This window comes from Streptomyces jeddahensis (assembly GCF_001642995.1).
GTDB classification, from domain to species: Bacteria; Actinomycetota; Actinomycetes; order Streptomycetales; family Streptomycetaceae; genus Streptomyces; species Streptomyces jeddahensis.
In genome coordinates, this window is record NZ_LOHS01000076.1 from 1 (window position 1) to 24,765 (window position 24,765).

Consider the following 24,765-nt stretch of genomic DNA (forward strand, 5'->3'; position numbering starts at 1 on the left):
GCGGCGTCGACGGCGGCGGCGCGGGGACGGGATGGAGACGTACGACATCGGCACCGGCACCGGCACCGGCGTAGGTGACGGGATGGAGACTCATGGCAGCGGTACCGGCACCGGTACCGGCATAGGTATCGGCATCGGCGTGGCCATCGACTGGGCCGGGTGGGTCTGCCGTTCGGCGGCCGGGCGGGACGTGGACGACGCCGACGTGACCACCGAGGGCGGCGACGATGCGGGAGACGGCGTCGGCGACAACTTCGGCTCGCAGCTCGTGCGCGGGAATGCGTACGTCGATGCGCTCCCCGCCGAGGGCGGCGCTGTGCCCGTACCGGAGCCCTTGGGTGAGGACGTCACGTACGAGCGCGGCGTCGGCTCCGTCGAGGGTGAAGTTGAGGAACCCGGGCCCGGTGATCTCGACACCGGCGATCCCGGGCGCGCCGTGCAGCCGGTCCCGCAGAATCCGCTCCCGCAGGATCTCGGCGACCTGGCGCGGCGCCGCGCCGGCGGCACCGGCGAGCTGCAGGGCGACGTTACTGGCGTAGTCCCCGCGCCCGCCCGGCCTGGGCCGTTCGATCACGACCCGTGCGGGCACGGCCACGCTCAGCTCCCCGTCATCCACAGCACGACGCACTGCGCGCAGCACGGTACGGGACAGCTCGACGGGGGTCACGGGGACAAGCGTATGGGAGGAGGGGGGTGGGTAGGCGAGTTGGTTTCGGAGGTTCCGGATGGTGGACCGTGGCCGGAGAGCCGATCCGGGAGGGATTCGGGATCCGGGATCCGAGTCGAGCGCCGGTGCGCCTAGAAGGCGGGGCGCCGGTGTGCCCAGTCAGCCGGGCACTGCTGCGCCCAGAAGGGCGAGGGAGGCCGGGCACCGGTGTGCCCAGAAGGGCGAGGGAGGCCGGGCCCCGGTGTGCCAGAAGGCTAGGCGCCGCTGTGCCCTGCACGCTGGGCTTCAGCGCCGACACTGGATCCGGCCTCGACCTCCGCGTCCACCTCCGCCTCCGCCTCCGTATCCACATCCGTGCCGGACTCGGCTTCGGAGCCGCGGCCACCACGCCACTCCCGCTCCCGCTCCCGCTCCCGCTCCATCAACTGCCGGACGGTCTGTACGAGTTCGGCGGGCTCGAAGGGCTTGGCGAGGAAGGCGTCCACGCCGATATCGAGCCCGTTCTCCACCTCGTATTGCGTACAGGCACTGACGATCACAAGGGGCAGATCGCGCGTATGAGGCTCGGCACGCAGCCGCGCGGCGGTGCGCAGTCCATCGAGGCGAGGCATGACGACATCCAGCGTGACGACGTCGGGGCGGACCTGCTGGACGACGTCGAGACACTCGGCACCGTCGGCCGCGGTCACGACCTCGAAGCCCTCCAGCTCGAGGTTGACCCTGATCAACTGCCGGATGACCTTGTTGTCATCGACAACAAGCACCCGACCCGACGCGCCTGGCACACATCGAGGGTAGGTCCGCCCACACCACCGCGTCCGGGTTTTCCCGACTTCCGCCCCTTGCGGGGAAAGGGCCGTACGTGTGGCCGTCAACACTGTGTGTGACGAATCCATGACGCACCAGGACGAACCGCGAATCCACCGCGCCACGCGTGCGCCCCCCGCGCCCGCTCCACACTCGAAGGAAATACCTGTTCATGAGGACCCCCCGAGAACTGGTAGGGTTCTACCCGTCGCTGCCACACAGCGACCGACACGCCCCCGTAGCTCAGGGGATAGAGCAACGGCCTCCGGAGCCGTGTGCGCAGGTTCGAATCCTGCCGGGGGCACCCTGTATGAGGTGCCCAAAGACCCCGTCACCAGCGGAAACGCTGAGGCCGGGGTCTTCGTGTATGTGCAGGCGTATGCCGCTCGGAGCGGCCGTATGTCGGCGTCCGTGGACGAGCTGTGGACGGGATCTTGGAGCATTCCCGCAGGTGGACTCCTTAGAGTCGAGCAGAGCTGCTGCTCAATCTCATCGTCCCGCTCTTGGACCCTATGCCGTGGGTGGGGAGCATGAAAATGACTGAGGGCTGTGGCGCCGTCTTCAGTCGCTGCCTGCGGCGGACAGAGAAACAGACGAGTTGGGGGATCTCGTGGATGTGACCACGCTTGCCGTCGCACTCATTAGCGTCGGAGGAACACTGGGCGGGACCCTGGGTGGAGCAGTTCTCAGCCAGCGCGCCAGCCGGGCCCAAGCGGCGGAGCAAAACCAGCGTGCCGACCGTCAACGAGAGCAGGAACGCGATGAGCAAGCGCTGCAGGCCAAGCGTGATCTCTATGCCCGTCTGAACACCGCAGCTCGCGCTTACCGGGTCGCCGCCCGAGACGCCGTCCAAGCAGCCGAACGCGGTGAAAGCGTCGACCCGGCACCCCTCGACGCCGCCAAGGAGGCCTGGGCCGACCAGTACTCCCAGGGGCAGATGGCACTCGCGAAGGACATCCTGCAAATAGCCTCGGCGCTCAACAGGTCACTCGGAGTCGGGTACTCAGTCGTCAAGCAGTTGCCGAGCAGTTCCGACTTCAGCGACGCGTACTCGCGGGCAAAGGCATGGTTCAGCGGCCCGCTGTCCGATGGCGTGTACCTGCTGCGCTCTGCGACATGACCTCGGCGTCGAGGTCGAGCCCCATTTCGAGCAAACCCGTATGCAGATGCTCGCCGAACTCGACAGCGCGCGGATCAACCTGGAGCGCCTACTCGCCGCAGAACGATCCCAGGCCGCCGGATCTATTTGACGGGCAGCACAAACGACGAGGCCCCTGGACGCCATGCCAGGGGCCTCGGATGTGGGCAGTGGTGTCACTCGTACTCGCGTAGCAGGTCCTCGATGCGGCGGTTGGCGACCTCTTGGCGCCCGTCGAGACACTTCGCGTAGCGGGTCAGTAGGACCTCGACGCTGTTGCCGGCACGTTCGGCTACCTCGGTCGGATCGACACCCGCGTTGAGCCAGGTCGAGAGCGCCGAGTGCCGAAGGTCGTACGGCCGACTTGCGAGCGGCGAGGCAGCCGCGGCCGGCGGCAGCGCGAGGACCCGGGCCTCCTGCCACACGCGGTAGTAGGTCGAGGACGGGACCACGGCGCCTTTCTCGGTGAAGAAGAGCCGGCCGTCGTCGGCCGTGCCGAAGGTGTCGAGGTGTTCCCGGAACGCGGCGACGAGCTGGGGCGGAATGGGCACGCGCCGGACGTCCTCGCTCGGCCGGTTCTTGAGCCCCCGGTCATCGTGGGTCTCCCCCGAGTCGGTCCACTGCTTGCCAGCCGAGGGCCGGGTCCTGTGGAGCAGAGCCGAGCCCCACCCCGTCTTGGGGAGGACAAGGTCAGTCTCCGCCAGGCCGACCGCTTCAGCGGGCCGGAGGCCACCGAAGTACATCGCGGCGAACAGGCCGACCAGGCGCCGGCCACGAGCCCGCCGGTAGCCTCCGACGTAAGAGACGGCAGCCAGTAGGTTCCGGGCCTGCTCAGGGTTCGCCACGACGCGCGGGTCCACCTGATTGGAGACCTTGGGTTTCTGCCACCGGACAGCCGAAATGGGATTCTCGCGGAACTCCCCAAGGTCAACCGCATAGTTCGCAGCATTGACGAGTGTGCGTCGCTTACGCCGCACGGTTTCCGCAGCCGCCGCCGTGCCGTCGAGCTTGAGTTTCAACGAGTCGAGCACGGCGCGGGCCGTGGCCGGCTCCGCCAGGTCGGCGAGCGGACGGGAAGCCTTGGCGACCCAATGCAGCGTATTCCGGGCCTCGTCCGGCACTTCCCGATGGTCGGGGCCGGGGAGGACGAAAGCCCAGTTCCGCAGGGCTTTACGGATCACGTCATCAGACGGCCGTCCCGGACGCTCGTCGAGGAGCGCCACCGTAACGCTGGTCAGTGATTCGTTGATCGCATCCCGCGTATTGGGGGCAGCGTGCGGCCATTTCATAGCGAGGTACTTCAGTGCGAAGTCGTACCACGAAAGCGTGGCTTTCTGCTGCTCCATCGAACCCGGGAGTCCCGACTCCGTGTCGAACTCTTCGCCCTCGCGCATGGCCCGCATGAGCTTGGCGCGGTAGTGCTCGGCGAGCGCCTTGGTCCGGAAGGTCTCGGAGAAGACGTTCCCGGCCACATACCAGCGGACGCCATAAGAGGGCGTCTTGGTGTCCCTCTTACGGACACCCCAGACCTTCACGTCGAGCGACTTCACGCAGCCGCCTCCAACTGCCGCAGCCACGTCCGGAAGTCGCTCCGCCACACCCGCAGTTCACCATTCGGGAGCTTGAACGCGGCAGGTCCCTGCCCCAGCTCGCGCCATCGATAGAACGTACGCCGGGAAACGCCGCCGAGCTCGGCGAGGATCTGCGGCACGGTCATCAGCTCGTCATTCACGTCAGTCTCCTCCCAGGGCGGCGAGTTCTTCGCGGGCGGTCTCTCGGTTGGTCTGAATGTCGCGAGCGATGGACGCCGCGAGGGCAGATTCGCCGGGCGTATGGCCGTGTCCGGCGTACTGCCAGTCGGCGAGTACGAGCACGGTGTCCGGCTCGCGGTCGACGAGGCCGAGGGCTTCGCGCTCCTGCTCGGCGCGAAAGTCTGCGCGGGCCTGCCGAAGGGCGCCGAGCGTGGTCGAGTAGCGGCGGGACTTGGACGAGAAGTGGCCACGGAAGCCGAGCATGTGCGCCCAGGCCCACAGACGGCGGTCCGGGTAGAGCGGATCAAGGGTTTTGCAGGCTTCGATGAGGCGCCGGGCGTGGTCGGGGACGCCGTGGCGGTCGAGTTCGGCGAGTTCGCCGATGCGCCGGTCTAATGTGCCGGTGTTCTCAGCGGCCTTGGTCGCGTACTTGGCGACGTACGAGGCCACGGCCTGTTCGGTGATGTCGGAGCCGTCCCCGAAAGCCTTCACCGGCCGGACGTCGAGCTGCCGGCCCCAGCGGAAGGTACGGGCCGGTTGATCGCCGGATGCCGGGACGCTCACGCTGCTGTACGAGTGCGCAGCGGCAGCGCGGATGGCGTCGGTAAGGAGCGCGACCGAGGCCCACGACGGTGGTGGGGACTCGGGTCCCTCCGGACCGTCGAGGCGGATCACGGCGTGGAAGTGGATGGCGCCCCGCTTCTGGAACTCGGCGACCTTTCCGTAGGAGATTCGGCATGTCTCGGCGAGTTCGCGTTGTGTCAGCCCGGCGCGGGCGCAGATCTCGCGGCGAAGCCGATTGACGAAGCGGTGCCACAGGTCGCTCGCATGGTTGTTGAACAGGACAGCGCCCGCGTAGTCGTAGGAGGCAGGGTCGAGGGCGGTGCCGAGGGCCGAGTCATCTGTGGCGTGACGGGCACCACAGCGGCACGTGCCGTTGTCGGGCCGGTTGTGGACGGGGCCGAACGAGGGTGCGGTGAGGGTGGCGAAGACCCGCGGGTGGTCGCGGACGGTGTTCGGGATGTCCTTGTCCGGATCTCCGGCTAGGCCCGCGCGGATCAGGTGGTAGGTGTCTCCGGCGTATGTCCAGGCGCAGGCGGGGCAGCGCGAGGCACGTCGGTTGCCGCAGGCAACACGGAGGCGCCCCCCAGGCTCGGACGCGGTGGTGTAGTGGTGCAGGGTCTCACCGGTCACCTTGTCCTTATGGAGCGTCCAGCCCATGAGGTGGATGGGGTTGGCGCAGCCGCCGGTGCGGCGGATCTGGTCTTGCCAGCGGTCGAAGCCCGGAGACCCGGCCACCCGGAGGAGGTCCCCCAGGCTGATCGGGTCCAGGCCAGCGAAGGTCGCGGAGTCGGTCATGCAATCACCTCTGGCAGAGCTGTCATGCTGTCCAGCTCGCCGGCGGCCTCACTGGCGGCAGTGGCGAGGGCGCGCAGGACTTCAGCGGTGCCCGGGATGGCGATGAGCGCGATCTCTACCGAGCCGCCGCCGATGCGCAGGGTCACGAAGCGGCCCCCGCTGTCGGCGCCCATGTCCGGGAAGCAAGCGACGCGGGTGCGGGTGTCGGGTTCAAGGTGCGCGGTGATCGTGAGGTCGTTCATGCCCGGCCCCCGGTGAGGGTGGCCGTGCGGGCAGGGAGGGTGCCGGTGCCGTGGCAGTCGCGGCAATGGACCGTGATGGTGCGCAGGTGGCCGCGGGAGTCGCGGCCGCCGAGGGAGATGGCGGCCGAGGCGAAGCCGTCGCAGGCCGGGCAGATGCGGGGCGTGGGTCGGGTGCGGTCGGTCATGATGGTGCTTCCTTCCGGATCTGTGGTTCGGACAGGGGCACGGCTCCCGGAGCGGACGACACTTGGCGGTAGAGGCCGCTCCGGGGGCCGGTCAGCGGCGCTTCGCCTCGGAGGCGAGCAGCGAGCGGACGACGAGCGCGCACACGGCGACCGATGCCGCGGTGACGGCTACCGCCAGGAGCATCGAGACCAGGACGGCGCCGACGACCAGGACCACGGCGGTGCCGCCGCCGATGACGGCGACCAGGGCGCCGGGGGTCAGCTGGATCGTGGGCCGGGACGGCGCGGGCACGACCGGAGCGGGCGCCGCGGTCGGGGTCTGCTCGACAGCCGCAGTCGGTTCGACCAGGGCGGGCGGGGTGACGAGGCCAGTCGGCGTGGGGTTGGTCGGGATCTTCGGGCGGAGCATGGCGGTTCTCCCTTCACAGTCGGTTACTTGACGGCGGTGTCGATGACAGGCGCGAGCAGGCTGTCGGCGAGGAGGTAGCCGCCGAGCAGGAGCACGGCGACGAGCCACCAGGGCGGGCGGATGAGCTTGATGCCGAGGTAGCCGACGACGAGCAAGGCGAGCCAGAGCGGGACGTCCATGGCGGTGGCCTCCTAGAGGGCCTTGCAGCGGTGGGTACGGGCGGCAAGCTGGGCGGCGGAGGAGCTGGAGAAGTCGGCGGACCAGCCGCAGCGGTCAGCGGTGCACACGGCGGCATGCTTGGTGCGGCCGTTGCGGTCACGGTGGGTGCCGATCTGCACCGGGCCGATCCGCATCACGGAGTGGAAGAAGTCACGGGCAGGCATGAGGGGGGTTCTCCTCTCAGGTCAGGTGAGTTGGGCAGCGATGGCGTCCGCGAGGTGAGGCGGGACACCGAGTCGAGCGCGCAGGGTGTCGACGTCGATCCGAGAGCCGGTGCGGGCGTGGTGGTCGTCGGCGACCTTGCGGGCATGGGCGACCAGCGCGGCTGGGACGGGAGGCAATGGAGTCGGGTCGGCGGCTGGAAGGGCCGGGGCTTGGTCGCCAGAGGCCACCGGCGCGGCCGGCTCCGAGGCGGGGTTCTGCTCGACGTGTTCAGGTGCGGGAACAGGAGCTGCGGGCTCCGGCGGAACCGGCACCCCGTCCCTGGCTGTGTGGGCAAGGAGGGTGCCGCCGAGGAAGGCGAGGGCGGGCCATCCGGCGACGCCGAAGCGCAGCCAGGCCGGAGGGTGGGCGAGGTCGAGGAATCCGGCGGTGGCGACGTTGGCGCCGAGCGAGGCGAACAGGGCGATCAGGAACCAGCACCAGGCCAGCCGGGACGGGCCATCGCTGCGGAGCCGACGCCAGGCGGCCACCAAGAGCAGGTCGACGCTAATAGGGTAGGCCCAGGCCTTCCAGCCGGATTGCCCGGCCGCGGCGGCGAGGTCGTGCAGGTGGGCGAAGGACAGGGCACCGGCAATCACGGCCTGTACGAGGACGGCGTCCGGGCGGATCGAGCGGTTCATGGTCTTCACCTCCTTTGCGGGGTGGAGGCCGGGACGGGGCGGGACGTGAACGCCGGCCGCCCGGTCCCGGCGGTTTTCAGTCAGTGGGGGCGTCGCCGGTGCCGAAGCAGGTCAGGCACAGGCCGTTTTGCTGGCCGACGACGCGGTGCTTACGGCCGACGCGGACCAAGACGGCGACCTCTCCGGTGCCCTTGCAGACCGGGCACTTCTTGGCAGGCCGCTTGCGGGCCGTGCTCTTGCGAGCGGCCATGGTCACCACCCCGGGCCGGGGTAGTCGGGGCCGTCGGTGGGGTCGTAGCCGGGCGGCACCGGGGGGAGGAATCCGCAGGGCAAGGACGAGGCCAGGGCCGGCGCCATCACAGCTACGAACTCTTCATCCGTTCGGGGCAGGTGCGCGTACAGGGCCAGGGCGCTGAGCAGGTGCACTGTGCGTTCGAAGTCTTCGTGGGCGTCCAAGGGGTCACCGCCTGTTTCGGGCATGGGTGGGGTAAGGACCTGGCGCGATGCGGTCACGCCGACCGAGGTGCGGGAAGGTCAGGCCGTGGCGGGCGCGGCCTTGGAGAGCGACAAGGCGGCGGAGGCCAGCGGGGCAACGGCGGGCCGGAAGGCTGCGAGTTCGGGCAGGTCCGGGGTGCGATCTGCGTTCCGATTGCAGATGTTCACGGCCTGGCGCAGCGAAGTGTGCGGAGCGCGGATGCGAGCCCATCCGCCGGTGGAGTCGCCGGCAACAGCGACGCCGGGGGTGTCAGTGGAGATCTGGATGGCGGCGAGGACGGCGTCCGGGGAGATGTCGCCGAAGGCCATGTTGGCACTGGTTTCGTCGTTGACGCGGTGGGCAGTACGGCCGGTCAGCTGGGCGCGGAGCATCGTGATGCCCTTGCCGAGTTCGGAGCCGAAGCGCTGCCCGCAGATCTCCAGGTAGATCCCTGCGGCGCGTCCGAGCTGGGCGAGTCGGACGAGGGCAGTGATGATCCGGTCCCTGCGCTTCTCCTCATCCTTGGTCGCGAACAGGGCGAGTTCGGCGACTTCGTCGACCAGGACCACGACTGGGGTCGGGCGTATGTCGTCGGGCAGGTCCCAGATGTCGGCGGCGATCTCCGCGTCAGGGACGTTCACGGTGATGCGCTGTTCGGCCCGTATGAGCTGGTAGACGTCCTCCATATGTGCCACGAGCGCTTCGAGCAGTTCGAGCGCGGTATCTGGGTTGTCGGCGAGTGCGGAGAACCGGCGAGCCAACGGGAACAGCTCAACACCTTGCTTGCAGTCGATCCCGACCAGCGCGACATCCTGCCCGGCGAGCCCGGCGACCAAGTTGCGCTGATAGACGGACTTGCCTGACTCCGTGGCACCCAGCGTCAGGCCGTGCGGGACGGCGCGGTAATCGCGGTAGTGCACGGCACCGTCCTCACGCAGGGCGACCGGGACCCGCATCGGGGCACTGTCGACCTTGGTCGGCATCTGCACCCGCTCGAGCACGTCGTAACCAGTCATCCGCAACTCAACGACGCCCGAGCGCAGTTCGCGGGAGGTGACGCCGTACATCGCGAACGAGTGGCGTAGCCGGTCCGTGGCTGCAGCGACGTCGAACGCGTCCTGTCCGGGGCGGAGCTTGAGCCGTAAGACAAGACCGGTCCGGGTGGGCCGCATGCGCAGGATGCGGGGGGCCTGAGACTCGGGCGCCGGGCGATTGGTCATCCGGGCGAGCGAGAGGCGCCACCGCGAGGGCGGGACCGTCAGCCCACAGGCGTCCATGACCGACGCGTACCGGAAAGCGACCCGCAGCGCGGCGAAGGTGACCCCGAAGGTCATCCAGTACCAGGCGGGGCGCCGCCACCGCAGGAGAACCGCGGTGACGACGACCAGCAGCAGGGCGACCGTGGACCAGGTCATGGTCAGGCCGCCTTGGACTGCGAGGCACTGGCCACGAGCGAAGTGACGGCGACCGCGCGGAAGGCGATGCCGTGCCGCTTCTGCCCGTTGAACTCGTTCTCCCACGGGCGGGCGATGAGGCCGGTGAGGGCGACCGGGGTGCCCATCGTCAGCTCACCAGAAATACCCGGCTCGGGGACGGTCACGGACAGGATCTCGACCTCGTCGTTGGCCGCGAACATCACGTCCACGGTCATCAGCGTGGCGCCGGTCTCGGCGTCGGTGGCGATCTCACCGGAACGACGGTCCTTGACCTTGGGCTGCGGGGACTTGGCCACCATCACGGAGGCGGCGGAGGTGTCGACGGGAATCTGACGCATGATGGAACTCCCTTTCAGAGGGGCGGGAGCGGCGTACTTGCTTGGCGGTGGGTCGCCGCTCCTGTGCATTGACGTTGGCCCGTGGCAGACGCCTACGGCCACTCGCGTTCCCAACTGGTGCGCACCAGTAGACTGCATCTGGTGCGCACCAGATGTCAAGCGTTGTCGCCGTCCGGCCTGACCAACTCGCCTTCCTGCGACGCTTCTAGAAAACCGTTCAGCCCAACGACCCGGTAGCCAACAGGGGTTAACAGAGATTGGGTTAACCCCTGACGACCTGCGTCGATGTGCGGCATGCTGCTGTTACGGCTGAGGATTCACATGCAGGGCGGTGCACGTGACGAACGGACTCCGGGCGGCGAGGAACGCACGCGAGTGGTCGCAAGAGCGGTTAGTCCGCGAAATCGAGCGCTATGCGCGACAACACATGCTCACGGTCGCGTCCACAGCCAGCCTGCACGTCTACGTCTCAGAGTGGGAGAATGGCAAACGCCAGCTCTCTGAGCGGTACGCCAAGATCCTTCGGCCGCTGCTCGGCATCACCGATGACGAGCTATACGGCAGGCACAACACCCCAGCAGCGTCCATCGAAGTGGACGGGTACGACGAGCTAATGAGCCGCATCGATGCGGCTCGGAGCGTCAGCCTCACCATGGTGAAGACATTCATGGACCAGACCGAACTGCTACGGACCATGGATCGGCAGATGGGGGCGGCGAGTCTCGTCGATCAGATGACCGGTCACCTGTCGACCCTGGAGGACGCGCTCACCTTCGCCGTACTCCCCGAGACCCGTCGCCCCGTGGCCCGCGCTCTAGCCGGGGCCGCGACGTGTGCAGCCTGGCAAGCGCTCGATGTCGGGGCCGTCGAACGAGCCTGGCGCCACTACGAGCTAGGCAAGCATGCCGCCAAGGAAGCCGACGAGCCGATGTATCTCGCGCACGCCACAGCGGAGCAGGCGTACGTACTCTGCGACGCAGGTCGCCCAGCCATCGCCGTCGAGTTGATCCGGGATGCTCAGCGCGCCGGCGGCAACGTGATGTCGCCCAGACTCAAGGCGTGGTTGTACGCGGCCGAGGCCGAGATCTGCGCCAAGGCCGGAATGCCCGACGACTGCCGTCGGGCACTGGACAACGCCATGCGTTGCCTGCCTCCGGGCGAGGAGGCCCGCGACCCGGACATGCTGAGCATCTTCCTGAACGAAGGGCACCTCAGCCGCTGGCGCGGGAACGCCCTCGCGCTGATCGGTGACGATGAAGCGGTGGAAAGCCTGTACGACGCACTGGACTCAGTGGACCCTACGTTCATCCGAGCTTCCGCAGGACTGCGCTGTGATCTTGCTCAGGCTCACTTGGCCCGCGGCGAATACGACAAGGCCCACGATCACCTTCGGCAAGCGCGCTTGCTGGCGAACCGCACCGGATCCGTGCGCCATCGTCGTCGAATCGAGCAGCTCACGCAGCGCTTGTAGGCGACTTCCTGGCAGCCCGTGAGGCCAGCACGTGTAGGAGTGCGACGAGCGTCCCGGAGCCCATCAGCTCACCCCTGGCCATGAGTTCGGGGATGTCAGCAAGCGGTACCCAGGCGACGTGGCCGGACTCTTCAAGGTCAGTCGGCTCTCCGACGTGCTTCGCACCACGGCCTACGTAGATCTCGTGCGGTGAGTCGACCATGCCCACCATGGGTTGATAGGTGACCACATGCTCCAGTGCATCCGGCCGCCAGCCAGTCTCTTCCTCCACCTCGCGGAGGGCAGTCACGGCAGGATCCTCGCCGGCATCCACGATGCCGCCGGGTAGCTCCCAGCCAAAGGACTGAGGGACGAAGCGGTACCGCCAGAGCATCAGCACTCGGTCTTGGTCGTCTAGGACGGCGGCAATCGCGACATGGTGGAGCCGTACTACGTGATGCTCGAACCGCTCGACGCCAGGCGGCTCAACGTCGACGAGTTCGAGCTTCACCCAGCGGTTGTCATAGAGAGTGCGCTCACCGTGAACCTGCCACGGCTCCAAGTCAGCCGGCGCTTGGACGGTCACAGCACGATCCGGCACCCGGTAAGAGCTACGCCCATGCACCTCGATGGTGCCCTCAGCCACGAGCTTCGCCAGGACCTGACGTAGCTGCGTACGACCGATGTCGAGTTCCTCGGACAGCGTTCGTTCAGAAGGGATCTTGGCCCCCGGCGGATACGTACCCGTCGAGATCCATTCGCGAATCGTGCGGTACACCCGCTCCGACTTCGGTCCCATCCCTTGAGCACACTCCCCGCGGTTTTGTGTCGGCCGCCACAAGCCTAGCCGCCGAGTCCGACGGCCGACAGAGACGATCAGTCCCGGGTGACCTCTCACGCCCCGAGCCACGCCCGCCGATGCCTGGCAACGGCGTACACGACCTCAACCTGATCAGGGGTGAGTACGCCAGTCAGTGGGCCAAGTGCCGACACTTCTCGCTCCCGATACGCCCGCACGGCGAGTTGCGACGTGGCCTTGACCAGGTCCGTGACACCGACGAATACCAGCGTGGGCACCACGGTCACCGCGAATCCGCAGAACCGCTCCAGCACGCGCTGCACCCGCCGGGCTTCCGCCCTACTGCTAGCCGGGTAAGGCTGCGGCGGGCCGTGGTTGACCTTGACCATGTCGTCACCGACCCACACCGGCTTACCGTTGTGATGCTTCGTATTGATCGAGAAAACCCCACCGGGGCCGATCAGCAGGTGGTCGATGTCCACGGCGTTCGGCAGCGGGATCCCGTGCAACACGCGCCAGCCGAACGATGAGAGCCGCTTGAGTTCGCGCCCGACGCGACGCTCCCCGGTGAGTCCTGCGAACCACGCATCCCAGTCTGACGAGCGACGCAGCAGACGAGCCCAGCCGCGTTGCATGGGTGTCGGTCCCTTTGCCGCGATCAGTGCCAGCAGCGCGGCACCGGGGCGATTCAGCTCGAGATCATCCGCCGAGGTCAACGCCGGCAGTGTCGGCCGCTGCTCTGCAGTGGATCGGAAGTTGGACGCACTGCCCTGCGGGTGTCCGGGTGACGGTGGCTTCGTGGAGAGGAGGGGCACCGCCTTGCGTGCCAGGTGGGGCCGGAGCGCATCCAGCGCAGCGCGCCGATACTGCTCCTTTTCGACCGTGACCTTTCCCGTGCGGCAGTCGACCCACGCGACAGCAGTGCCGTCCGGCAGATTCACGTAGAGCCGATCCTGACCATGCCGCTTCCATGGGCTCACTGACAGCTCGCTCATGCCCGCCCCCAAGATGAGTGTCGTCCCCACTGACATGGCAGCAGTCGACCTACGGCCCCACAAGAGCGCCTTGCGGACAGAGTTTCCCTACTTCATCAAGCCCCGGCTGCGCTCCGCTCCGCCGGGCGCGCTTCCCGGCTCCGCTGCGGGCGACGCTCCTGCCTTCGGCCCGCTCCGCCCGCGCTGCGCCGACGCGCGCCAGACATGTGGGTAGAGCCAGTGGCTATGAGGCGATCACCGCAGAGCGCGGCCCATGGTCAGGGCAATGCCTCCGGCGGGGGATCGGCCGGCACCGGGATGGAGGGGGCGCCATTCCCGGCTGCGGGTCCGTAGGGGTGTGCGTGGGGAGCTCCCATCCCGACCACCGTCGACCCAGGCAAAGCCGAGCAGACGCGGCCCATGGCGTCCAGGTCGTTCGTGCAGTGGCGCGCTCCACCTGGACGCCATGAACCACGCCCGCTCCACGATGTGTGGGTCGACGGCGGACGGGATGGGAGCTGGGGAAAGTGGAGGGTTGAGCCAAACGTCATCACGGCGCCGCTCAGGGAGTGAAGAACACAGAGATGTGCCGATAGGCCCGGGAAGGCTCGCATGCCCACAGCAACAAGCCGCAGGCTCCACGGCCGACCCCGGCGGACCGGATCGGCCCCCTCGCGCCGCAGCGCGGTGACGAGCTTGGCGAACTGCCGTGGGCTCAGCCCGGTGAACGGGGCTATCCAGGACGGCTCCGACCACACCGGACCTCCAGGCCGCGTAACCGATCCTGTCACCCAGAACTGCAGGTCACCCCATCATGATCGGACTACAGCCGCCGTGACTGTGTCGCCGGTACCCTAGGTGCGCACTTCGAGGCAACGTGATCGCGCCGTGGCGCGGAGGAGAATAGCTGCAACATGGCACCGACCACCAAAGAAGGCCAGCGGGCAGAGCTGCACAAGACGATCTGGCGTATCGCGAACGACCTGCGCGGCAGCGTCGACGGCTGGGACTTCAAGAGCTACGTGCTTGGCATGCTCTTCTACCGCTTCATCTCCGAGAACCTGACGGCATACATCAACCGCGGCGAACATGAGGCTGGAGATGAGTCGTTCGACTACAGGGTGCTTCCCGACTCGCAGGCCGAGTTCGCTCGTGACGAGGTGGTGGCAGAGAAGGGCTTCTACATCCTACCGTCGGAGTTGTTCGCCAACGTCCGCGAGCGTGCCGCGCGGGACGAGAACCTCAACGAGACGCTCGCTCGGGTCTTCAAGAACATTGAGGGCTCGGCGCTGGGAACCGACAGCGAGGACGATCTGAAGGGACTGTTTGACGATCTTGACGTTAATAGCAACAAGCTCGGAGGGACGGTCGCCAAGCGCAACCAAAAGCTCGTGAAGCTGCTCGACGCCATCGGCGATCTGCCGCTGGGGCGGTTCGAGGACAACTCGATCGACCTGTTCGGCGATGCCTACGAATACCTGATGCAGATGTACGCGGCCAACGCGGGCAAGTCCGGTGGCGAGTATTACACGCCGCAGGAGGTCTCTGAACTGCTGGCGCGCATCACAGTCGTCGGCAAGAAGCAGGTTAACAAGGTCTACGACCCCGCGGTCGGGTCGGGCTCGCTGCTGCTGAAGTTCGACAAGGTGCTCGGCAAGAACAATGTCCGCCAAGGTTTCTACGGTCAGGAGATCAACCTGACTACGTACAACCTAGCCCGGATCAACATGTTCCTACACGACGTGAACTACTCAAACTTCAACCTCGCGCACGGCGACACTCTTATCGACCCGGCGCATTGGGACGATGAACCATTCGAGGCGATCGTCTCCAACCCACCGTACTCGATCAAGTGGGAAGGTGACGCGAACCCGCTGCTGATCAACGATGAGCGGTTTGCGCCGGCGGGCGTGTTGGCGCCGAAGTCGAAGGCCGACCTGGCCTTCACGATGCACATGCTCAGCTGGCTCGCCGTCGACGGCACGGCCGCAATCGTCGAATTCCCGGGGGTGCTATACCGCGGGGGTGCAGAAAAGAAGATCCGCAAGTACCTGATCGACAACAACTACGTCGACGCGGTCATCCAATTGCCTGCCGACCTGTTCTTCGGCACCACGATCGCCACATGCATCCTCGTGCTGAAGAAGTCGAAAAAAACCAACGACGTGCTCTTTATCGACGCCTCGGCCGAGTTCAAACGTGTCGGCAACAAGAACAAGCTGTTCGAAGCGCACCAGGCTAGGATCCTCAAGGCGTTCACCACACGCGAGCCGGAAAAGCACTTTGCCGCGCTCGTCAGCAACGAGGACATCTCGGCGAACGACTACAACATCGCTGTGTCCTCTTACGTGGAGTCGGAGGACACGCGCGAGGACGTCGACATCGTCGAGCTGAACGCCGAGATCGCCCGCATCGTGGCGCGGCAGGCGGAGCTGCGCACGTCGATCGACGCCATCGTTTCCGAGCTGGAAGCAGGTGGAAATGCGCTTGTCTAAACTCCTCTCCGACGCTCCTGCTGTGGCAACCATGCAAGTGGATGGTTTTCTCGACGGGCACACACTGAAGTGGGGAAAGCACAAGAGAATCAAAGTAGGGAAGGTCCTCCGCAATTTCCATTGCCGCGCCTGTGAAGCTCAGCGAACCTTCGTGTCTGGAGATGAGCTATCGTGTTTAGGTCTCGGCGACAATCAAATCAGTATCGATGCCACACTGCAATGTGTCGAGTGTCGGTCATCCGTGGAAATATGGTTCCTCATCGGCAGCAATAGTGATATTTCTGGTGTCGCACCGGAAGTGCGCATCGAGCGCTATACAGAGAACCTTCGCGACCGCGCTGACCGAGTTGACGGCCATCGTGGACCGTTCTCGGATCTGGTCAAGCGAGCGCAGCTCGCGTATGAGAACCAGCTCGGTGCCGGATCGATCGTCTATCTGCGTAAGATCTTCGAGCTCGTCACGTTCGAAGTAGCCGATATCGCCAAGATTGAGACAAAGAATCACAACGGACGGAACATCCCCTTCTCCGTGGTACTGGAGAAGGTGAATGCAGTTCGCAACATCATTCCGCGACGTTTCTCAAGTGACGGCTATCAGCTATTTCGCGAGCTCAGCGAAATCATTCATGGCGAGTCAAGCGAAGAAGAGGCGCTCCAGAAATACAAGCCCTGCCTCCAATTGGTCCTAGGTGTTGTTGACGAAGTGAGTCGTGACAACGAATACGCGCGAGCGATCGAAGAGCTGGGCTGGAACATCGAGAACATTGGTGAGATCACAAGAGGAGGTGTCGCGTGAGCCGTATCGACGAAATGCTTCAGGAGCTGTGCCCGGACGGGGTCCCCACGATGGCTCTCGGAGAGTTGCTCGACTACGAGCAGCCAGGAAAGTACCTGGTCTCCTCGACCGAATATCACAATGACCACAAGACGCCGGTACTAACGGCAGGCCAGACTTTCATCCTTGGCTACACAAACGAAGTGGACGGCATCTATTCGGCTTCGGCTGAGCATCCCGTGCTGATCTTTGACGACTTCACGACGGCGTTCCGATGGGTTGACTTCCCGTTTAAAGCGAAGTCTTCAGCGATGAAGATGCTGACCATTAAACCTAATGTTCCTGCACTCCTTCGCTACGTCTACTTCGCGATGCAGTGCATTGGGTATGAGCCTCAAGATCACGCCCGGCACTGGATTGCGAAGTACTCACATTTCCGTATCCCCGTCCCGCCTCTCGAAGCTCAGCGGGAGACCGTTAGAATACTGGATCAGCTCATTCAGCTGGAGGTAGAGCTGAAGGCTGAGTTGGTGGCAGAGCTGGAGGCGCGCCATCGCCAGTATGCTTTCTACAGAGACAAGATGGTGAGCGAGGCTGTGGGGGCGGAGCATCTCCGTCTAGGTGACGTTGGCACCTTTGCTCGTGGACGTCGTTTTACCAAGAACGACGTGGTCGACTATGGAATTCCAAGTATCCACTACGGTGAGATTTATACCGAATATGGTACCTCAACCGACGAGGCCGTTAGGCATGTTCGCGTGGAACTTCGCGATCAACTCCGATATGCGGAACCCGGGAGCGTGGTATTCGCTGGTGTTGGTGAGACGGTTGAAGACGTGGGTAAAGCTGTTGCGTGGCTAGGGAACGAACCAGTGGCGACGCACGACGACACATTTGTGTTTACCTCTCCACTGAACCCTAAGTATGTCGCTTATGCGGTGCAGACAAAGGACTTTCAGCGCCAGAAGGAACGCCATGTGTCGCGAGCCAAGGTGAAGAGGCTCTCATCAACTGGGCTCGCCGATATTAAGATTCCAGTTCCGAATCTGGCCGTGCAGGAGAGGATCGTCGAGGCGCTCGACAATTTTGAGGCTCTCGTCAATGACATTAATTCCGAGCTACCTGCTGAGATCACACTCCGCCGCAAACAGTACGAGCACTACCGTGATCGCCTCTTGACGTTCAAGGAGGCGACATGAGGGAAGCGCAGGCGCGCAAGTACGACCCGATCGCCGTCTCGGCTGAAAGTACCGTCATTGCTGAATACGTCCCCGATGCCTCGGGAGCCGCGGCATACCAATCGGAGGCGGCGCTTGAGCGGGAGATGATCCGTCTGCTGGAGTCGCAGGCATATGAGTACCTCCCGATCACATCGGAGGTGCAGCTTGTCGCTAACCTGCGGATCCAGCTTGAGGCGCTGAACCACGTGTCGTTCTCGGATTCCGAGTGGGAGTCGTTCTTCTCTACCAGGATTGCCGGACAGAACGAGGGCATCGTCGAGAAGACGGTGCGGGTCCAGGAAGACCACGTTCAGATTCTGAAGCGTGACGATGGTTCGACGAAGAACATCACTCTCATCGACAAGAAGAACGTCCACAACAATCGTCTGCAGGTCATTAACCAGTACGAGGTTGACCGGGGCGAGGGCGGTGCGAGCTTCGCGAACCGGTACGACGTGACGGTGCTAGTCAACGGTCTACCGATGGTGCATGTCGAGCTCAAGCGTCGTGGGGTGGACATCCGTGAGGCGTTCAACCAGATCAACCGGTACCAGCGCGATAGCTTCTGGGCAGGCTCTGGGTTGTTCGAGTATGTGCAGTTGTTCGTGATCAGCAACGGCACGCTGACGAAGTACTACTCCAACAGCACCCGCTCGAAGCACTTGAAGGACAACCAGAAGGCTGCCGGCGCGGGCAAGGGCAAGAAGTCAAGCAACTCGTTCGAGTTCACGTCGTGGTGGGCGGACGCGCAGAACAAGCCGATCGCGGAGCTGACCGCGTTCGTCAAGACGTTCTTCGCCAAGCACTCGCTGTTGAACGTGCTGACGAAGTACTGCGTGCTGACAGCCGACCGTGACCTGCTAGTGATGCGGCCGTACCAGATCGTGGCGACGGAGCGGATCTTGCGGAAGATCGAGTGCTCGACGAACCGCAAGACGCTTGGCACCGTCGAGGCGGGCGGGTACGTCTGGCACACGACCGGGTCGGGCAAGACGCTGACGTCGTTCAAGGCTGCGCAGCTGGCATCGAAGCTACCCGATGTCGCGAAAGTGTTGTTCGTCGTCGACCGCAAGGACCTCGACTACCAGACGATGCGCGAGTACGACCGCTTCGAGAAAGGCGCCGCCAACTCGAACGCGTCCACGGCAATCTTGAAGAAGCAGCTGGAGGATCCGAATGCAAGCGTCATCATCACGACGATCCAGAAGCTGTCGACGTTCATCAAGGCGAACCGGGGACACGAGGTGTTCTCGGGCCACTGCGTGATCATCTTCGACGAGTGTCACCGGTCGCAGTTCGGCGACATGCACACCGACATCACGCGAGCCTTCAAGCGGTACAACCTGTTCGGTTTCACCGGTACCCCGATCTTCCCGGTCAACTCCTCGAGCGGCGGGAACCCGCTGCTGAAGACCACTGAGCAGGCTTTCGGCGACAAGCTGCACACGTACACGATCATAGACGCGATCACGGACAGGAATGTCCTGCCGTTCCGAATCGACTACATCAACACGATCAAGGTCGGCAACCCAGACGATAAGCAGGTCTCGGCGATCGACCGGGAGCGCGCTCTGTTGGATGTGCGCCGACTCCGCGACATCACGACGTATATCCTGGAGCACTTCGATCAGAAGACGAAGCGGCAGACGAGCTATGAGCACGCGGTTGTCGCCAATGTAGCGGAATCGACCCGGACGAGGCGTCAGGTAGAGGCGCTTCGTGAGAAGAAGCGAGTCCGCGGCTTCAACGCCCTGCTCGCCACCGCCTCAATCGAGGCAGCGCAGCGCTATTACTCGCAGTTCAAGCATCAGCAGGAGGCGCTCACCCCGGATCAGCGACTGAAGGTGGGCATCATCTTCTCCTACGGCGCGAACGAGGCCACCGATGACGGGATTCTTGACGACGAGGCGTTTGACACTGACGCCCTGAGCGGAGACGCGCGCACGTTCCTGGAAGATGCGATCCGGGACTACAACGCGATGTTCGGCACCAGCTACGACACCAGCGCCGACAAGTTCCAGAACTATTACAGGGACCTGTCACAGCGAATGAAGAACCGCGAGATCGACTTGGTCATCGTGGTGAACATGTTCCTCACCGGCTTCGACGCGACCACGCTCAACACGCTGTTCGTCGACAAGCATCTGAAGATGCATGGTTTGATCCAGGCATACTCGCGCACCAATCGGATCCTCAACTCCGTCAAACGCCACGGGAATATCGTCGTCTTCCGTGACCTTGAAGAGGAGACGAACGCGGCGCTTGAGCTGTTCGGGAACAAGGACGCCAAGGGCATCGTCATCGTGCCGTCCTACAGCGAGTACTACAGCGAGTACGTGGAGAAGGTCACCGAGCTGCTACAGTCCTTCCCGCTTGGCACCCCTATCATCGGGGAGCAGGCCCAGAAGGACTTCATCAACCTTTTCGGTGCCGTACTGCGGCTGCACAACATCCTGACCGAGTTTGACGACTTCGCCGGCCAGGACCTGTTGACAGATCGCCAGCACCAGGACTACCGCAGTGTCTACCTCAACTTGTACGCCGAGTTCCGTGCGGAGACCGCCGCGGAGAAGGAACGCATAAACGAGGATGTCGTCTTCGAGATCGAACTGGTCAAGCAGGTCGAGATCAACGTCGACTATATCTTGATGCTCGTTGAGAAGATGCGGGCCGAGCGTGGGGACGGTGAGGACAAGGAGATTCGTGCCCAGATCTCGCGTGCGGTCGACGCTAGCCCGAGCCTGCGGAGCAAGCGCGACCTTGTTGAAGACTTCGTGAACTCGCTGTCTGTGCACGGCGCTGTCGATGAACAGTGGCAGGCGTACGTGGAGGCGAAGCGAGATGCTGAACTCGCGGCGATCATCGAGGAGCAAAAACTCAAGGCCGATCAGACCCGGGCCTTCATCACGGCCGCGTTCCGTGACGGGCAGATCCGTACGACTGGTACGGAGATTACGAAGATCCTGCCCCCCGTCTCTCGTTTCAGTCGCGATGGCGGCCACAGCGACAAGAAAAAGCGTGTGATCGAAACATTGACACAGTTCTTCGAGCGGTTCTTTGGGCTGGGCGCTGGTGGAAACGACTACCAGTAACGGCTCTTTTCTCTTTGTTGAGCAGGAGCAGCAAAGCCGCGACAAGTTCATGTCCTCTGGCCAGAACGTCGCGATCCAAGCAAACCGTTGGTTTCTACCTCTTCAGACGCTGTGAAGAGAACCGTCGCCAGCCGACCGAACGGTAGACCCAACACATGACCGCTGACAGTTGATCTTGTCGTCAAACTCGTCCGCAGCCAGAGATCGTGGACTATCTGTGGACGAGTTCCGACCCACGGCGCTGTGGTAGAGCGCTGACCTGTGCATACGCCAGGGACCGAAGCGCCCTCCGGAGCCGTGTGCGCAGGTTCGAATCCTGCCGGGGGCACTCCGCAGAGACCAGCGTGATCAAGCCGCTGACCTGCAAGAGTGCCAAGCAAAGAGAGTCGGACCCAGTCTCACTGAGTCCGACCCTTTGTCGTTGTCTGGCACTGCTCGCGAGTGAGTGGCGAGTGAGCCGCTGTGCGGCCTCGCGATCACGGGACATTCCTTGGGCCCTGCAACTCTCCCGGGCCATGGCGCGGTGGAGCTTTCCCTGCATCATCAAGGTCCGCGCGCGGCGGGCGCGCGCCGCCTCTGCGGTGCGCTGCGTGCATGCGGGCGGACGTAGGCAAACCCTGTGTGACTGGGGCGGTCGGCTCCACGGCATTAGGGCCTGTTGCAAAAGTGGATCAAGGTCGTGGATGATCACGTCCCGCGCGGTGTGACGGCGAACAGCCGTGGGTCCGGACCAGCGCAAAAATTGTGATCACGGGGGACGAACGAGTGCTAGCGTCGCCCGCATGCCTGAACTGATCGCGCCCACAGGCCGGCTGCAATCCTCATGGCTCGCAGCGCGTGACGAATGGCCTCCAGGTGCCCACCAGGACGGGACAGGCCTGCGTCTCGCGCCTGATGCCGACCTCGACAGCCCCGAGGTTTTCTCGGAGTGGGTCAAACGACTGCAACAGCAGTCGGACAGGTCGGTCGCCGTGGGAGAAGAGCGCGTCCATGCCACCCATTGGTGGATCGTCGAGGGCGACAGCTATCTGGGAGCCATTGATCTGCGGCACTACCTGAACGCCTTTCTGCTCGACGTCGGCGGGCACATCGGCTACAGCATCCGGCCCTCCTTCCGTAGACGCGGCTTGGCAACGTGGGCTCTCGGGGCGGTTCTACCCGAGGCCCGTGCACTCGGCCTGGATCGAGTCCTCGTCACTTGCGACGACGACAACATCGGGTCGGCACGCAGCATCGAACGCAACGGTGGAGTCCTGGAAGATGTCCGCACAACCAACGCGGGCATTAAGCGCCGTTACTGGATCACTCCGTAGGCAGTGGTGCGACTTGATTGCCCGCGCCCACCAACACGCCGCCGGATCCCCACGCCCACAACGCATGGCTCAGCTCCCGCGGAGGGCGGCCACCGACCGGGGCGGCCGCCGGTGTGGAGGCGTCGGCAGACTTTCGCAACAGGCCCTAGTACTCCGGCCGTAGTTTGTGATCTTCATGTGGCCCGCTGCCTAGCGTCACCAGCGTGCGACGAGCGTCTCGACCTTGCCCCGGTTGCGGTACAGCCAGGTGGTCCCCGGCGCGGCTCCCCCGGTCAGATACCCAACAATGGGCTCCCGCTGGGTCGCGCTGTCCAGCTCACCGAGCAGCTTCAGGGCATCGGACAGGGTGAAGAAGGCTGCCTGTTTGATGTCGTCGTCCCCCGGCGCGACGCTCCCCGACCACTCGTCGATCTCGAAAGCAACGGCCAGCGCCGACGGGTACTGCTCAGAGTCGATATGCATGAGGAATGCGGTCCGCACCGGGTCGCCTATCAGCAGCCCGGTCTCCTCCTGTATTTCGCGCCGGAGGGCTTCGTGCATGAGCTCGCCGTCTTCGACCCCGCCGCCGGGCAGTGACCAGAGAATCTCGCCGTTGGCACCGAGGCTCTCCTGCACGAGCAGAATCTCGTTGCCTCTGCGGATGATGCCGATGACGAGCTGCACCCGGGGTACCGCGGTCTTCAGTTCCTCTACCGTCATGCCGCAGACCGTACGTGATGGACGGTCAATCGGTACCGCCAGCTGGCCACCTGCCCGATCCGCGGGCCAGCGTAATGGGCCATGATCACTCGCGCCAAAGCCAGCCCAAAGCCGTTCCGCCGACCTGAACCGTGCGACCACGCCCTACCGTTGCGACACCATGACCAGCATGGACCTTGAGGGGATAGGCGCGCTGTCCGCGGCCGCAGTGGCGCTCATTGGGATTCCGGCCAGCATACTCATCGGCCGTTGGCAGACGAAGGCCGCCTTGCGCACGTCGGAGGCCACCAGCGAGGCGGGGTTGGCTCAGGCAGCGTCCGCATACCGCGCGGCGTTGGACGCTGTTCGCGCCGAGGCGAACGCTGCTCACCTGCAGTGGCGTCGTGGAATCCAACGGGAGGCGTACGCCTCATTCCTCCTTGCCGCGAATCGCGTAAAGGAGGTGGGTGAGCGATTCGTCATGGACAACGAGGAAGACCTATCAGGGGAGAGCATCAGGGCCGGGAAGGCCGCTATTGACGATGCTCTCGCGACCCTTAAGGCAGCTCAAACGATCATCGAGCTAGAGGGGCCTGATGACGTAGCCGCCCCTGCTGCGGGAATGACTGACGCCGCTCAGGTGATGGCGTATTACCTCGGCAAGCGGGCCACTTATGAGCGAGCGTGGGGCAAACTTGGCCGACTAATGAGTGACCAATCGCCAAGCGTTAGCGCTTCTGCTGTAAGAGGGCGGTTCGTGACTCTTTAAGTGGTTCTGTGGTCGCCTGATGGTGTGGGTGTGGACGGAATCCACTGGTCGGCCGCCTGCGGTCTGTTGGGGTGGCGGGGTGAGTGAACGCAAGCCGTATCCGAGTGACTTATCGGACGAGCAGTGGTCGTGGATTGAGCCGGTGATCACCGCGTGGAAGGACCGGCACCGTTCGGTCAGTGGCCATCAGGGCGCCTACGAGTTGCGGGAGATCGTTAACGCGATCCTCTATCAGGGGCGGACCGGCTGCCAGTGGGCCTATCTCCCGCACGATCTTCCCCAGAAGAGTGCGACGTACTACTACTTCGACACCTGGCGGGATGACGGAACCGACCAGGTCATCCATGAACTCCTGCGCTGCCAGGTCCGCGAGCGGGCCCGCCGATCAGAGGACCCGACGCTGGTGGTGCTGGACACCCAGAGTGTCCATGCGGCCGCCGGGGTCCCCGCCGCCACGACCGGCCGGGATCCCGCCAAGCGGGTGCCGGGCCGCAAGCGCGGACTGGCCGTGGACGTCCTCGGCCTGGTCATCGCGGTCGTCGTCCTCGCCGCGAACACGCACGACAACACCGTGGGCATCATCCTGCTTGACCAGGTCGCCGAGCACGCCGGCGACACCGTCCGCAAGGCGCTGGTTGACCAGGGCTTCAAGAACCAGGTGGTCCTGCACGGCGCCAACCTGGGCATCGACGTCGAGATCGTCGAACGCAACCCTCAGGACAAGGGGTTCGTGCCGCAGCCGAAGCGGTGGAGGGTCGAGCAGACCTACGGGATCTTGATAATGCACCGGCGTCTGGTCCGTGACTATGAGCACCGCCCATCGTCGTCCGCCTCTCGCGTCTATTGGTCGATGTCCCACGTCATGATCCGCCGCCTCGCCGGCGCGAACGCTCCCACCTGGCGCGAACCGCAGGCGGTGACCCCATGAACATTGAGCCCCTGCTCGACGCGCTGGACATCCAGGAGGACGCCGCCCGGGCCCAGGCCAACGACCTCCGCACACAGATCGCCGAACTACAGACCCGGCTGCGGGAGGCCGAGACGCACCTCGAGCACCTCGCGATCACTCGGAAGACCGTCACTGGCCTTGCCGACCGACTTCCGGCCGTCCCACCGGACCTGCCCGAGCACCCTGACTACCCTCGCATCCTCGCCGTCTTCAACGAGGCGACCGGACCGCTGCGAGCCAAGGACGTCTGCGAAGCCCTCGACCACAAACTGCTGCCGAAGAACGTTGAAGGCACCCGAGCCAAGTTGAAACGCCTGGTCAAACTCGGCATCCTCACCGAGGTCGAAACTGGCAGCTTCGCCAGGAAGCAGTAACCGGCCGAG

27 protein-coding genes, 2 tRNA genes and 2 pseudogenes are annotated in these 24,765 nt (G+C 64.8%); 12 read left to right on the forward strand and 19 right to left on the reverse strand.

From position 1 onward, the window contains the following. Nucleotides 1-667: pseudogene (locus STSP_RS15125) on the reverse strand (ArgS-related anticodon-binding protein NrtL); the annotation flags it as partial. Nucleotides 668-921: 254 nt separating this feature from the next. Next, nucleotides 922-1,431 (reverse strand): response regulator, encoded by a 510-nt coding sequence (locus STSP_RS37085; RefSeq protein ID WP_232789649.1) that lies wholly within the window; start codon nt 1,429-1,431, stop codon nt 922-924. Between the two features lie 275 nt (nt 1,432-1,706). Here STSP_RS37085 and STSP_RS15135 point away from each other — a divergent pair. Together STSP_RS15135 and STSP_RS37090 are read left to right on the forward strand one after the other, a co-directional pair. Then, nucleotides 1,707-1,778, forward strand: a tRNA-Arg gene (locus tag STSP_RS15135). A gap of 306 nt (nt 1,779-2,084) precedes the next feature. Further along, the gene (locus tag STSP_RS37090; protein ID WP_232789650.1) at nt 2,085-2,594 is read left to right on the forward strand and encodes a hypothetical protein; all 510 of its coding nucleotides are present in this window, start codon (nt 2,085-2,087) and stop codon (nt 2,592-2,594) included. Between the two features lie 194 nt (nt 2,595-2,788). On the opposite strand, the gene STSP_RS15145 is transcribed toward STSP_RS37090, so the two are convergent. The 13 genes from STSP_RS15145 to STSP_RS15195 form a co-directional block, all read right to left on the reverse strand. Further along, nucleotides 2,789-4,162, reverse strand: coding sequence for a tyrosine-type recombinase/integrase (locus STSP_RS15145; RefSeq protein ID WP_067277444.1), 1,374 nt, complete (start codon nt 4,160-4,162; stop codon nt 2,789-2,791). Continuing rightward, a complete protein-coding gene (locus STSP_RS15150) occupies nt 4,159-4,329 on the reverse strand; it encodes a helix-turn-helix transcriptional regulator (protein WP_067277791.1) in 171 nt (56 codons plus the stop codon). The genes STSP_RS15145 and STSP_RS15150 overlap by 4 nt, the downstream gene beginning before the upstream one ends. A gap of 16 nt (nt 4,330-4,345) precedes the next feature. After that, on the reverse strand, nt 4,346-5,722 hold the full coding sequence (repSA, locus tag STSP_RS15155; RefSeq protein WP_067277446.1) for a replication initiator protein RepSA: 1,377 nt from the start codon (nt 5,720-5,722) through the stop codon (nt 4,346-4,348). After that, nucleotides 5,719-5,964, reverse strand: a complete 246-nt coding sequence (locus STSP_RS15160) for a hypothetical protein (protein ID WP_067277448.1) — start codon at nt 5,962-5,964, stop codon at nt 5,719-5,721. Before STSP_RS15160 ends, repSA begins: the two co-directional genes overlap by 4 nt. Beyond that, complete coding sequence (locus STSP_RS15165; RefSeq protein ID WP_067277451.1) at nt 5,961-6,149, reverse strand: hypothetical protein; 189 nt, start codon at nt 6,147-6,149, stop codon at nt 5,961-5,963. Before STSP_RS15165 ends, STSP_RS15160 begins: the two co-directional genes overlap by 4 nt. Before the next feature lie 91 nt (nt 6,150-6,240). After that, a complete protein-coding gene (locus tag STSP_RS15170) occupies nt 6,241-6,558 on the reverse strand; it encodes a SpdD-like protein (protein ID WP_067277453.1) in 318 nt (105 codons plus the stop codon). A 23-nt stretch (nt 6,559-6,581) separates the two neighbouring features. Further along, a complete protein-coding gene (locus tag STSP_RS38420) occupies nt 6,582-6,737 on the reverse strand; it encodes a hypothetical protein (protein ID WP_107441302.1) in 156 nt (51 codons plus the stop codon). Nucleotides 6,738-6,749: 12 nt separating this feature from the next. After that, on the reverse strand, nt 6,750-6,941 hold the full coding sequence (locus STSP_RS15175; RefSeq protein WP_067277455.1) for a mobile element transfer protein: 192 nt from the start codon (nt 6,939-6,941) through the stop codon (nt 6,750-6,752). A gap of 21 nt (nt 6,942-6,962) precedes the next feature. Next, nucleotides 6,963-7,619, reverse strand: a complete 657-nt coding sequence (locus STSP_RS15180) for a DUF2637 domain-containing protein (protein ID WP_067277458.1) — start codon at nt 7,617-7,619, stop codon at nt 6,963-6,965. 76 nt (nt 7,620-7,695) lie between these two features. Further along, nucleotides 7,696-7,869, reverse strand: coding sequence for a hypothetical protein (locus STSP_RS39630; protein ID WP_198547348.1), 174 nt, complete (start codon nt 7,867-7,869; stop codon nt 7,696-7,698). Nucleotides 7,870-7,871: 2 nt separating this feature from the next. Next, nucleotides 7,872-8,075: a hypothetical protein gene (locus STSP_RS15185; protein WP_232789651.1), complete on the reverse strand. Its 204-nt coding sequence runs from the start codon at nt 8,073-8,075 to the stop codon at nt 7,872-7,874. Between the two features lie 78 nt (nt 8,076-8,153). Further along, nucleotides 8,154-9,509 (reverse strand): FtsK/SpoIIIE domain-containing protein, encoded by a 1,356-nt coding sequence (locus tag STSP_RS15190; protein WP_067277463.1) that lies wholly within the window; start codon nt 9,507-9,509, stop codon nt 8,154-8,156. Between the two features lie 2 nt (nt 9,510-9,511). Then, a complete protein-coding gene (locus tag STSP_RS15195; RefSeq protein ID WP_067277465.1) occupies nt 9,512-9,868 on the reverse strand; it encodes an SCO3933 family regulatory protein in 357 nt (118 codons plus the stop codon). 427 nt (nt 9,869-10,295) lie between these two features. On the opposite strand from STSP_RS15195, the gene STSP_RS15200 reads away from it, so the two are divergent. Beyond that, the gene (locus STSP_RS15200) at nt 10,296-11,339 is read left to right on the forward strand and encodes a tetratricopeptide repeat protein (RefSeq protein WP_067277467.1); all 1,044 of its coding nucleotides are present in this window, start codon (nt 10,296-10,298) and stop codon (nt 11,337-11,339) included. Here STSP_RS15200 and STSP_RS15205 read toward each other — a convergent pair. From STSP_RS15205 to STSP_RS41200, 3 genes and pseudogenes are all read right to left on the reverse strand, one after another. After that, nucleotides 11,323-12,117: an NUDIX domain-containing protein gene (locus STSP_RS15205; protein ID WP_078067189.1), complete on the reverse strand. Its 795-nt coding sequence runs from the start codon at nt 12,115-12,117 to the stop codon at nt 11,323-11,325. The two genes, STSP_RS15200 and STSP_RS15205, sit on opposite strands and share 17 nt — an antisense overlap. Nucleotides 12,118-12,212: 95 nt before the next feature. Next, nucleotides 12,213-13,112, reverse strand: a complete 900-nt coding sequence (locus STSP_RS15210; protein WP_067277482.1) for a nuclease-related domain-containing protein — start codon at nt 13,110-13,112, stop codon at nt 12,213-12,215. Between the two features lie 605 nt (nt 13,113-13,717). After that, nucleotides 13,718-13,849 (reverse strand): annotated as a pseudogene (locus tag STSP_RS41200) (IS5/IS1182 family transposase); the annotation flags it as partial. A 156-nt stretch (nt 13,850-14,005) separates the two neighbouring features. Between STSP_RS41200 and STSP_RS15215 the strand changes: the two are divergent. The 6 genes from STSP_RS15215 to STSP_RS37100 all read left to right on the forward strand — a co-directional run bounded on the left by STSP_RS15215 (nt 14,006) and on the right by STSP_RS37100 (nt 21,986). Beyond that, nucleotides 14,006-15,586: a type I restriction-modification system subunit M gene (locus STSP_RS15215; protein ID WP_067277483.1), complete on the forward strand. Its 1,581-nt coding sequence runs from the start codon at nt 14,006-14,008 to the stop codon at nt 15,584-15,586. Between the two features lie 22 nt (nt 15,587-15,608). Beyond that, nucleotides 15,609-16,382, forward strand: a complete 774-nt coding sequence (locus STSP_RS39165; RefSeq protein WP_157902838.1) for a hypothetical protein — start codon at nt 15,609-15,611, stop codon at nt 16,380-16,382. Beyond that, on the forward strand, nt 16,379-17,560 hold the full coding sequence (locus tag STSP_RS15225) for a restriction endonuclease subunit S (RefSeq protein ID WP_067277489.1): 1,182 nt from the start codon (nt 16,379-16,381) through the stop codon (nt 17,558-17,560). The genes STSP_RS39165 and STSP_RS15225 overlap by 4 nt, the downstream gene beginning before the upstream one ends. Next, the gene (locus STSP_RS15230; RefSeq protein WP_067277492.1) at nt 17,557-20,673 is read left to right on the forward strand and encodes a type I restriction endonuclease subunit R; all 3,117 of its coding nucleotides are present in this window, start codon (nt 17,557-17,559) and stop codon (nt 20,671-20,673) included. The genes STSP_RS15225 and STSP_RS15230 overlap by 4 nt, the downstream gene beginning before the upstream one ends. Before the next feature lie 269 nt (nt 20,674-20,942). Continuing rightward, nucleotides 20,943-21,001 (forward strand) — tRNA-Ser (locus STSP_RS39170). 454 nt (nt 21,002-21,455) lie between these two features. Then, complete coding sequence (locus STSP_RS37100) at nt 21,456-21,986, forward strand: GNAT family N-acetyltransferase (protein WP_078067191.1); 531 nt, start codon at nt 21,456-21,458, stop codon at nt 21,984-21,986. A 195-nt stretch (nt 21,987-22,181) separates the two neighbouring features. Here the strand turns inward: STSP_RS37100 and STSP_RS15240 are convergent, their stop codons facing one another. Then, a complete protein-coding gene (locus STSP_RS15240) occupies nt 22,182-22,685 on the reverse strand; it encodes an NUDIX hydrolase (protein ID WP_067277504.1) in 504 nt (167 codons plus the stop codon). Nucleotides 22,686-22,845: 160 nt separating this feature from the next. Between STSP_RS15240 and STSP_RS15245 the strand changes: the two genes are divergently transcribed. The 3 genes from STSP_RS15245 to STSP_RS15255 all read left to right on the forward strand — a co-directional run bounded on the left by STSP_RS15245 (nt 22,846) and on the right by STSP_RS15255 (nt 24,756). Beyond that, nucleotides 22,846-23,433 (forward strand): hypothetical protein, encoded by a 588-nt coding sequence (locus tag STSP_RS15245; RefSeq protein ID WP_067277507.1) that lies wholly within the window; start codon nt 22,846-22,848, stop codon nt 23,431-23,433. Between the two features lie 79 nt (nt 23,434-23,512). Continuing rightward, entirely contained in the window at nt 23,513-24,361 is an 849-nt protein-coding gene (locus STSP_RS15250) for an IS5 family transposase (RefSeq protein ID WP_067277510.1), read from the forward strand. Further along, nucleotides 24,358-24,756 (forward strand): hypothetical protein, encoded by a 399-nt coding sequence (locus STSP_RS15255; RefSeq protein ID WP_067277511.1) that lies wholly within the window; start codon nt 24,358-24,360, stop codon nt 24,754-24,756. The genes STSP_RS15250 and STSP_RS15255 overlap by 4 nt, the downstream gene beginning before the upstream one ends. Nucleotides 24,757-24,765: the final 9 nt, after the last annotated feature.

What these genes read in the sequence shown, in the direction of transcription:
- STSP_RS15200 (WP_067277467.1), top strand. Translation starts at nt 10,296, where the DNA reads ATGCTCACGGTCGCGTCCACAGCCAGCCTGCACGTCTACGTCTCAGAG.
- STSP_RS38420 (WP_107441302.1), bottom strand. Translation starts at nt 6,737, where the DNA reads ATGGACGTCCCGCTCTGGCTCGCCTTGCTCGTCGTCGGCTACCTCGGC.
- STSP_RS15175 (WP_067277455.1), bottom strand. Translation starts at nt 6,941, where the DNA reads ATGCCTGCCCGTGACTTCTTCCACTCCGTGATGCGGATCGGCCCGGTG.
- STSP_RS15180 (WP_067277458.1), bottom strand. Translation starts at nt 7,619, where the DNA reads ATGAACCGCTCGATCCGCCCGGACGCCGTCCTCGTACAGGCCGTGATT.
- repSA (WP_067277446.1), bottom strand. Translation starts at nt 5,722, where the DNA reads ATGACCGACTCCGCGACCTTCGCTGGCCTGGACCCGATCAGCCTGGGG.
- STSP_RS37100 (WP_078067191.1), top strand. Translation starts at nt 21,456, where the DNA reads ATGCCTGAACTGATCGCGCCCACAGGCCGGCTGCAATCCTCATGGCTC.
- STSP_RS15255 (WP_067277511.1), top strand. Translation starts at nt 24,358, where the DNA reads ATGAACATTGAGCCCCTGCTCGACGCGCTGGACATCCAGGAGGACGCC.
- STSP_RS15240 (WP_067277504.1), bottom strand. Translation starts at nt 22,685, where the DNA reads ATGACGGTAGAGGAACTGAAGACCGCGGTACCCCGGGTGCAGCTCGTC.
- STSP_RS15165 (WP_067277451.1), bottom strand. Translation starts at nt 6,149, where the DNA reads ATGACCGACCGCACCCGACCCACGCCCCGCATCTGCCCGGCCTGCGAC.
- STSP_RS15210 (WP_067277482.1), bottom strand. Translation starts at nt 13,112, where the DNA reads ATGAGCGAGCTGTCAGTGAGCCCATGGAAGCGGCATGGTCAGGATCGG.
- STSP_RS15195 (WP_067277465.1), bottom strand. Translation starts at nt 9,868, where the DNA reads ATGCGTCAGATTCCCGTCGACACCTCCGCCGCCTCCGTGATGGTGGCC.
- STSP_RS15160 (WP_067277448.1), bottom strand. Translation starts at nt 5,964, where the DNA reads ATGAACGACCTCACGATCACCGCGCACCTTGAACCCGACACCCGCACC.
- STSP_RS39630 (WP_198547348.1), bottom strand. Translation starts at nt 7,869, where the DNA reads ATGGCCGCTCGCAAGAGCACGGCCCGCAAGCGGCCTGCCAAGAAGTGC.
- STSP_RS15205 (WP_078067189.1), bottom strand. Translation starts at nt 12,117, where the DNA reads ATGGGACCGAAGTCGGAGCGGGTGTACCGCACGATTCGCGAATGGATC.
- STSP_RS15150 (WP_067277791.1), bottom strand. Translation starts at nt 4,329, where the DNA reads ATGACCGTGCCGCAGATCCTCGCCGAGCTCGGCGGCGTTTCCCGGCGT.
- STSP_RS15215 (WP_067277483.1), top strand. Translation starts at nt 14,006, where the DNA reads ATGGCACCGACCACCAAAGAAGGCCAGCGGGCAGAGCTGCACAAGACG.
- STSP_RS15170 (WP_067277453.1), bottom strand. Translation starts at nt 6,558, where the DNA reads ATGCTCCGCCCGAAGATCCCGACCAACCCCACGCCGACTGGCCTCGTC.
- STSP_RS15190 (WP_067277463.1), bottom strand. Translation starts at nt 9,509, where the DNA reads ATGACCTGGTCCACGGTCGCCCTGCTGCTGGTCGTCGTCACCGCGGTT.
- STSP_RS15230 (WP_067277492.1), top strand. Translation starts at nt 17,557, where the DNA reads ATGAGGGAAGCGCAGGCGCGCAAGTACGACCCGATCGCCGTCTCGGCT.
- STSP_RS15245 (WP_067277507.1), top strand. Translation starts at nt 22,846, where the DNA reads ATGACCAGCATGGACCTTGAGGGGATAGGCGCGCTGTCCGCGGCCGCA.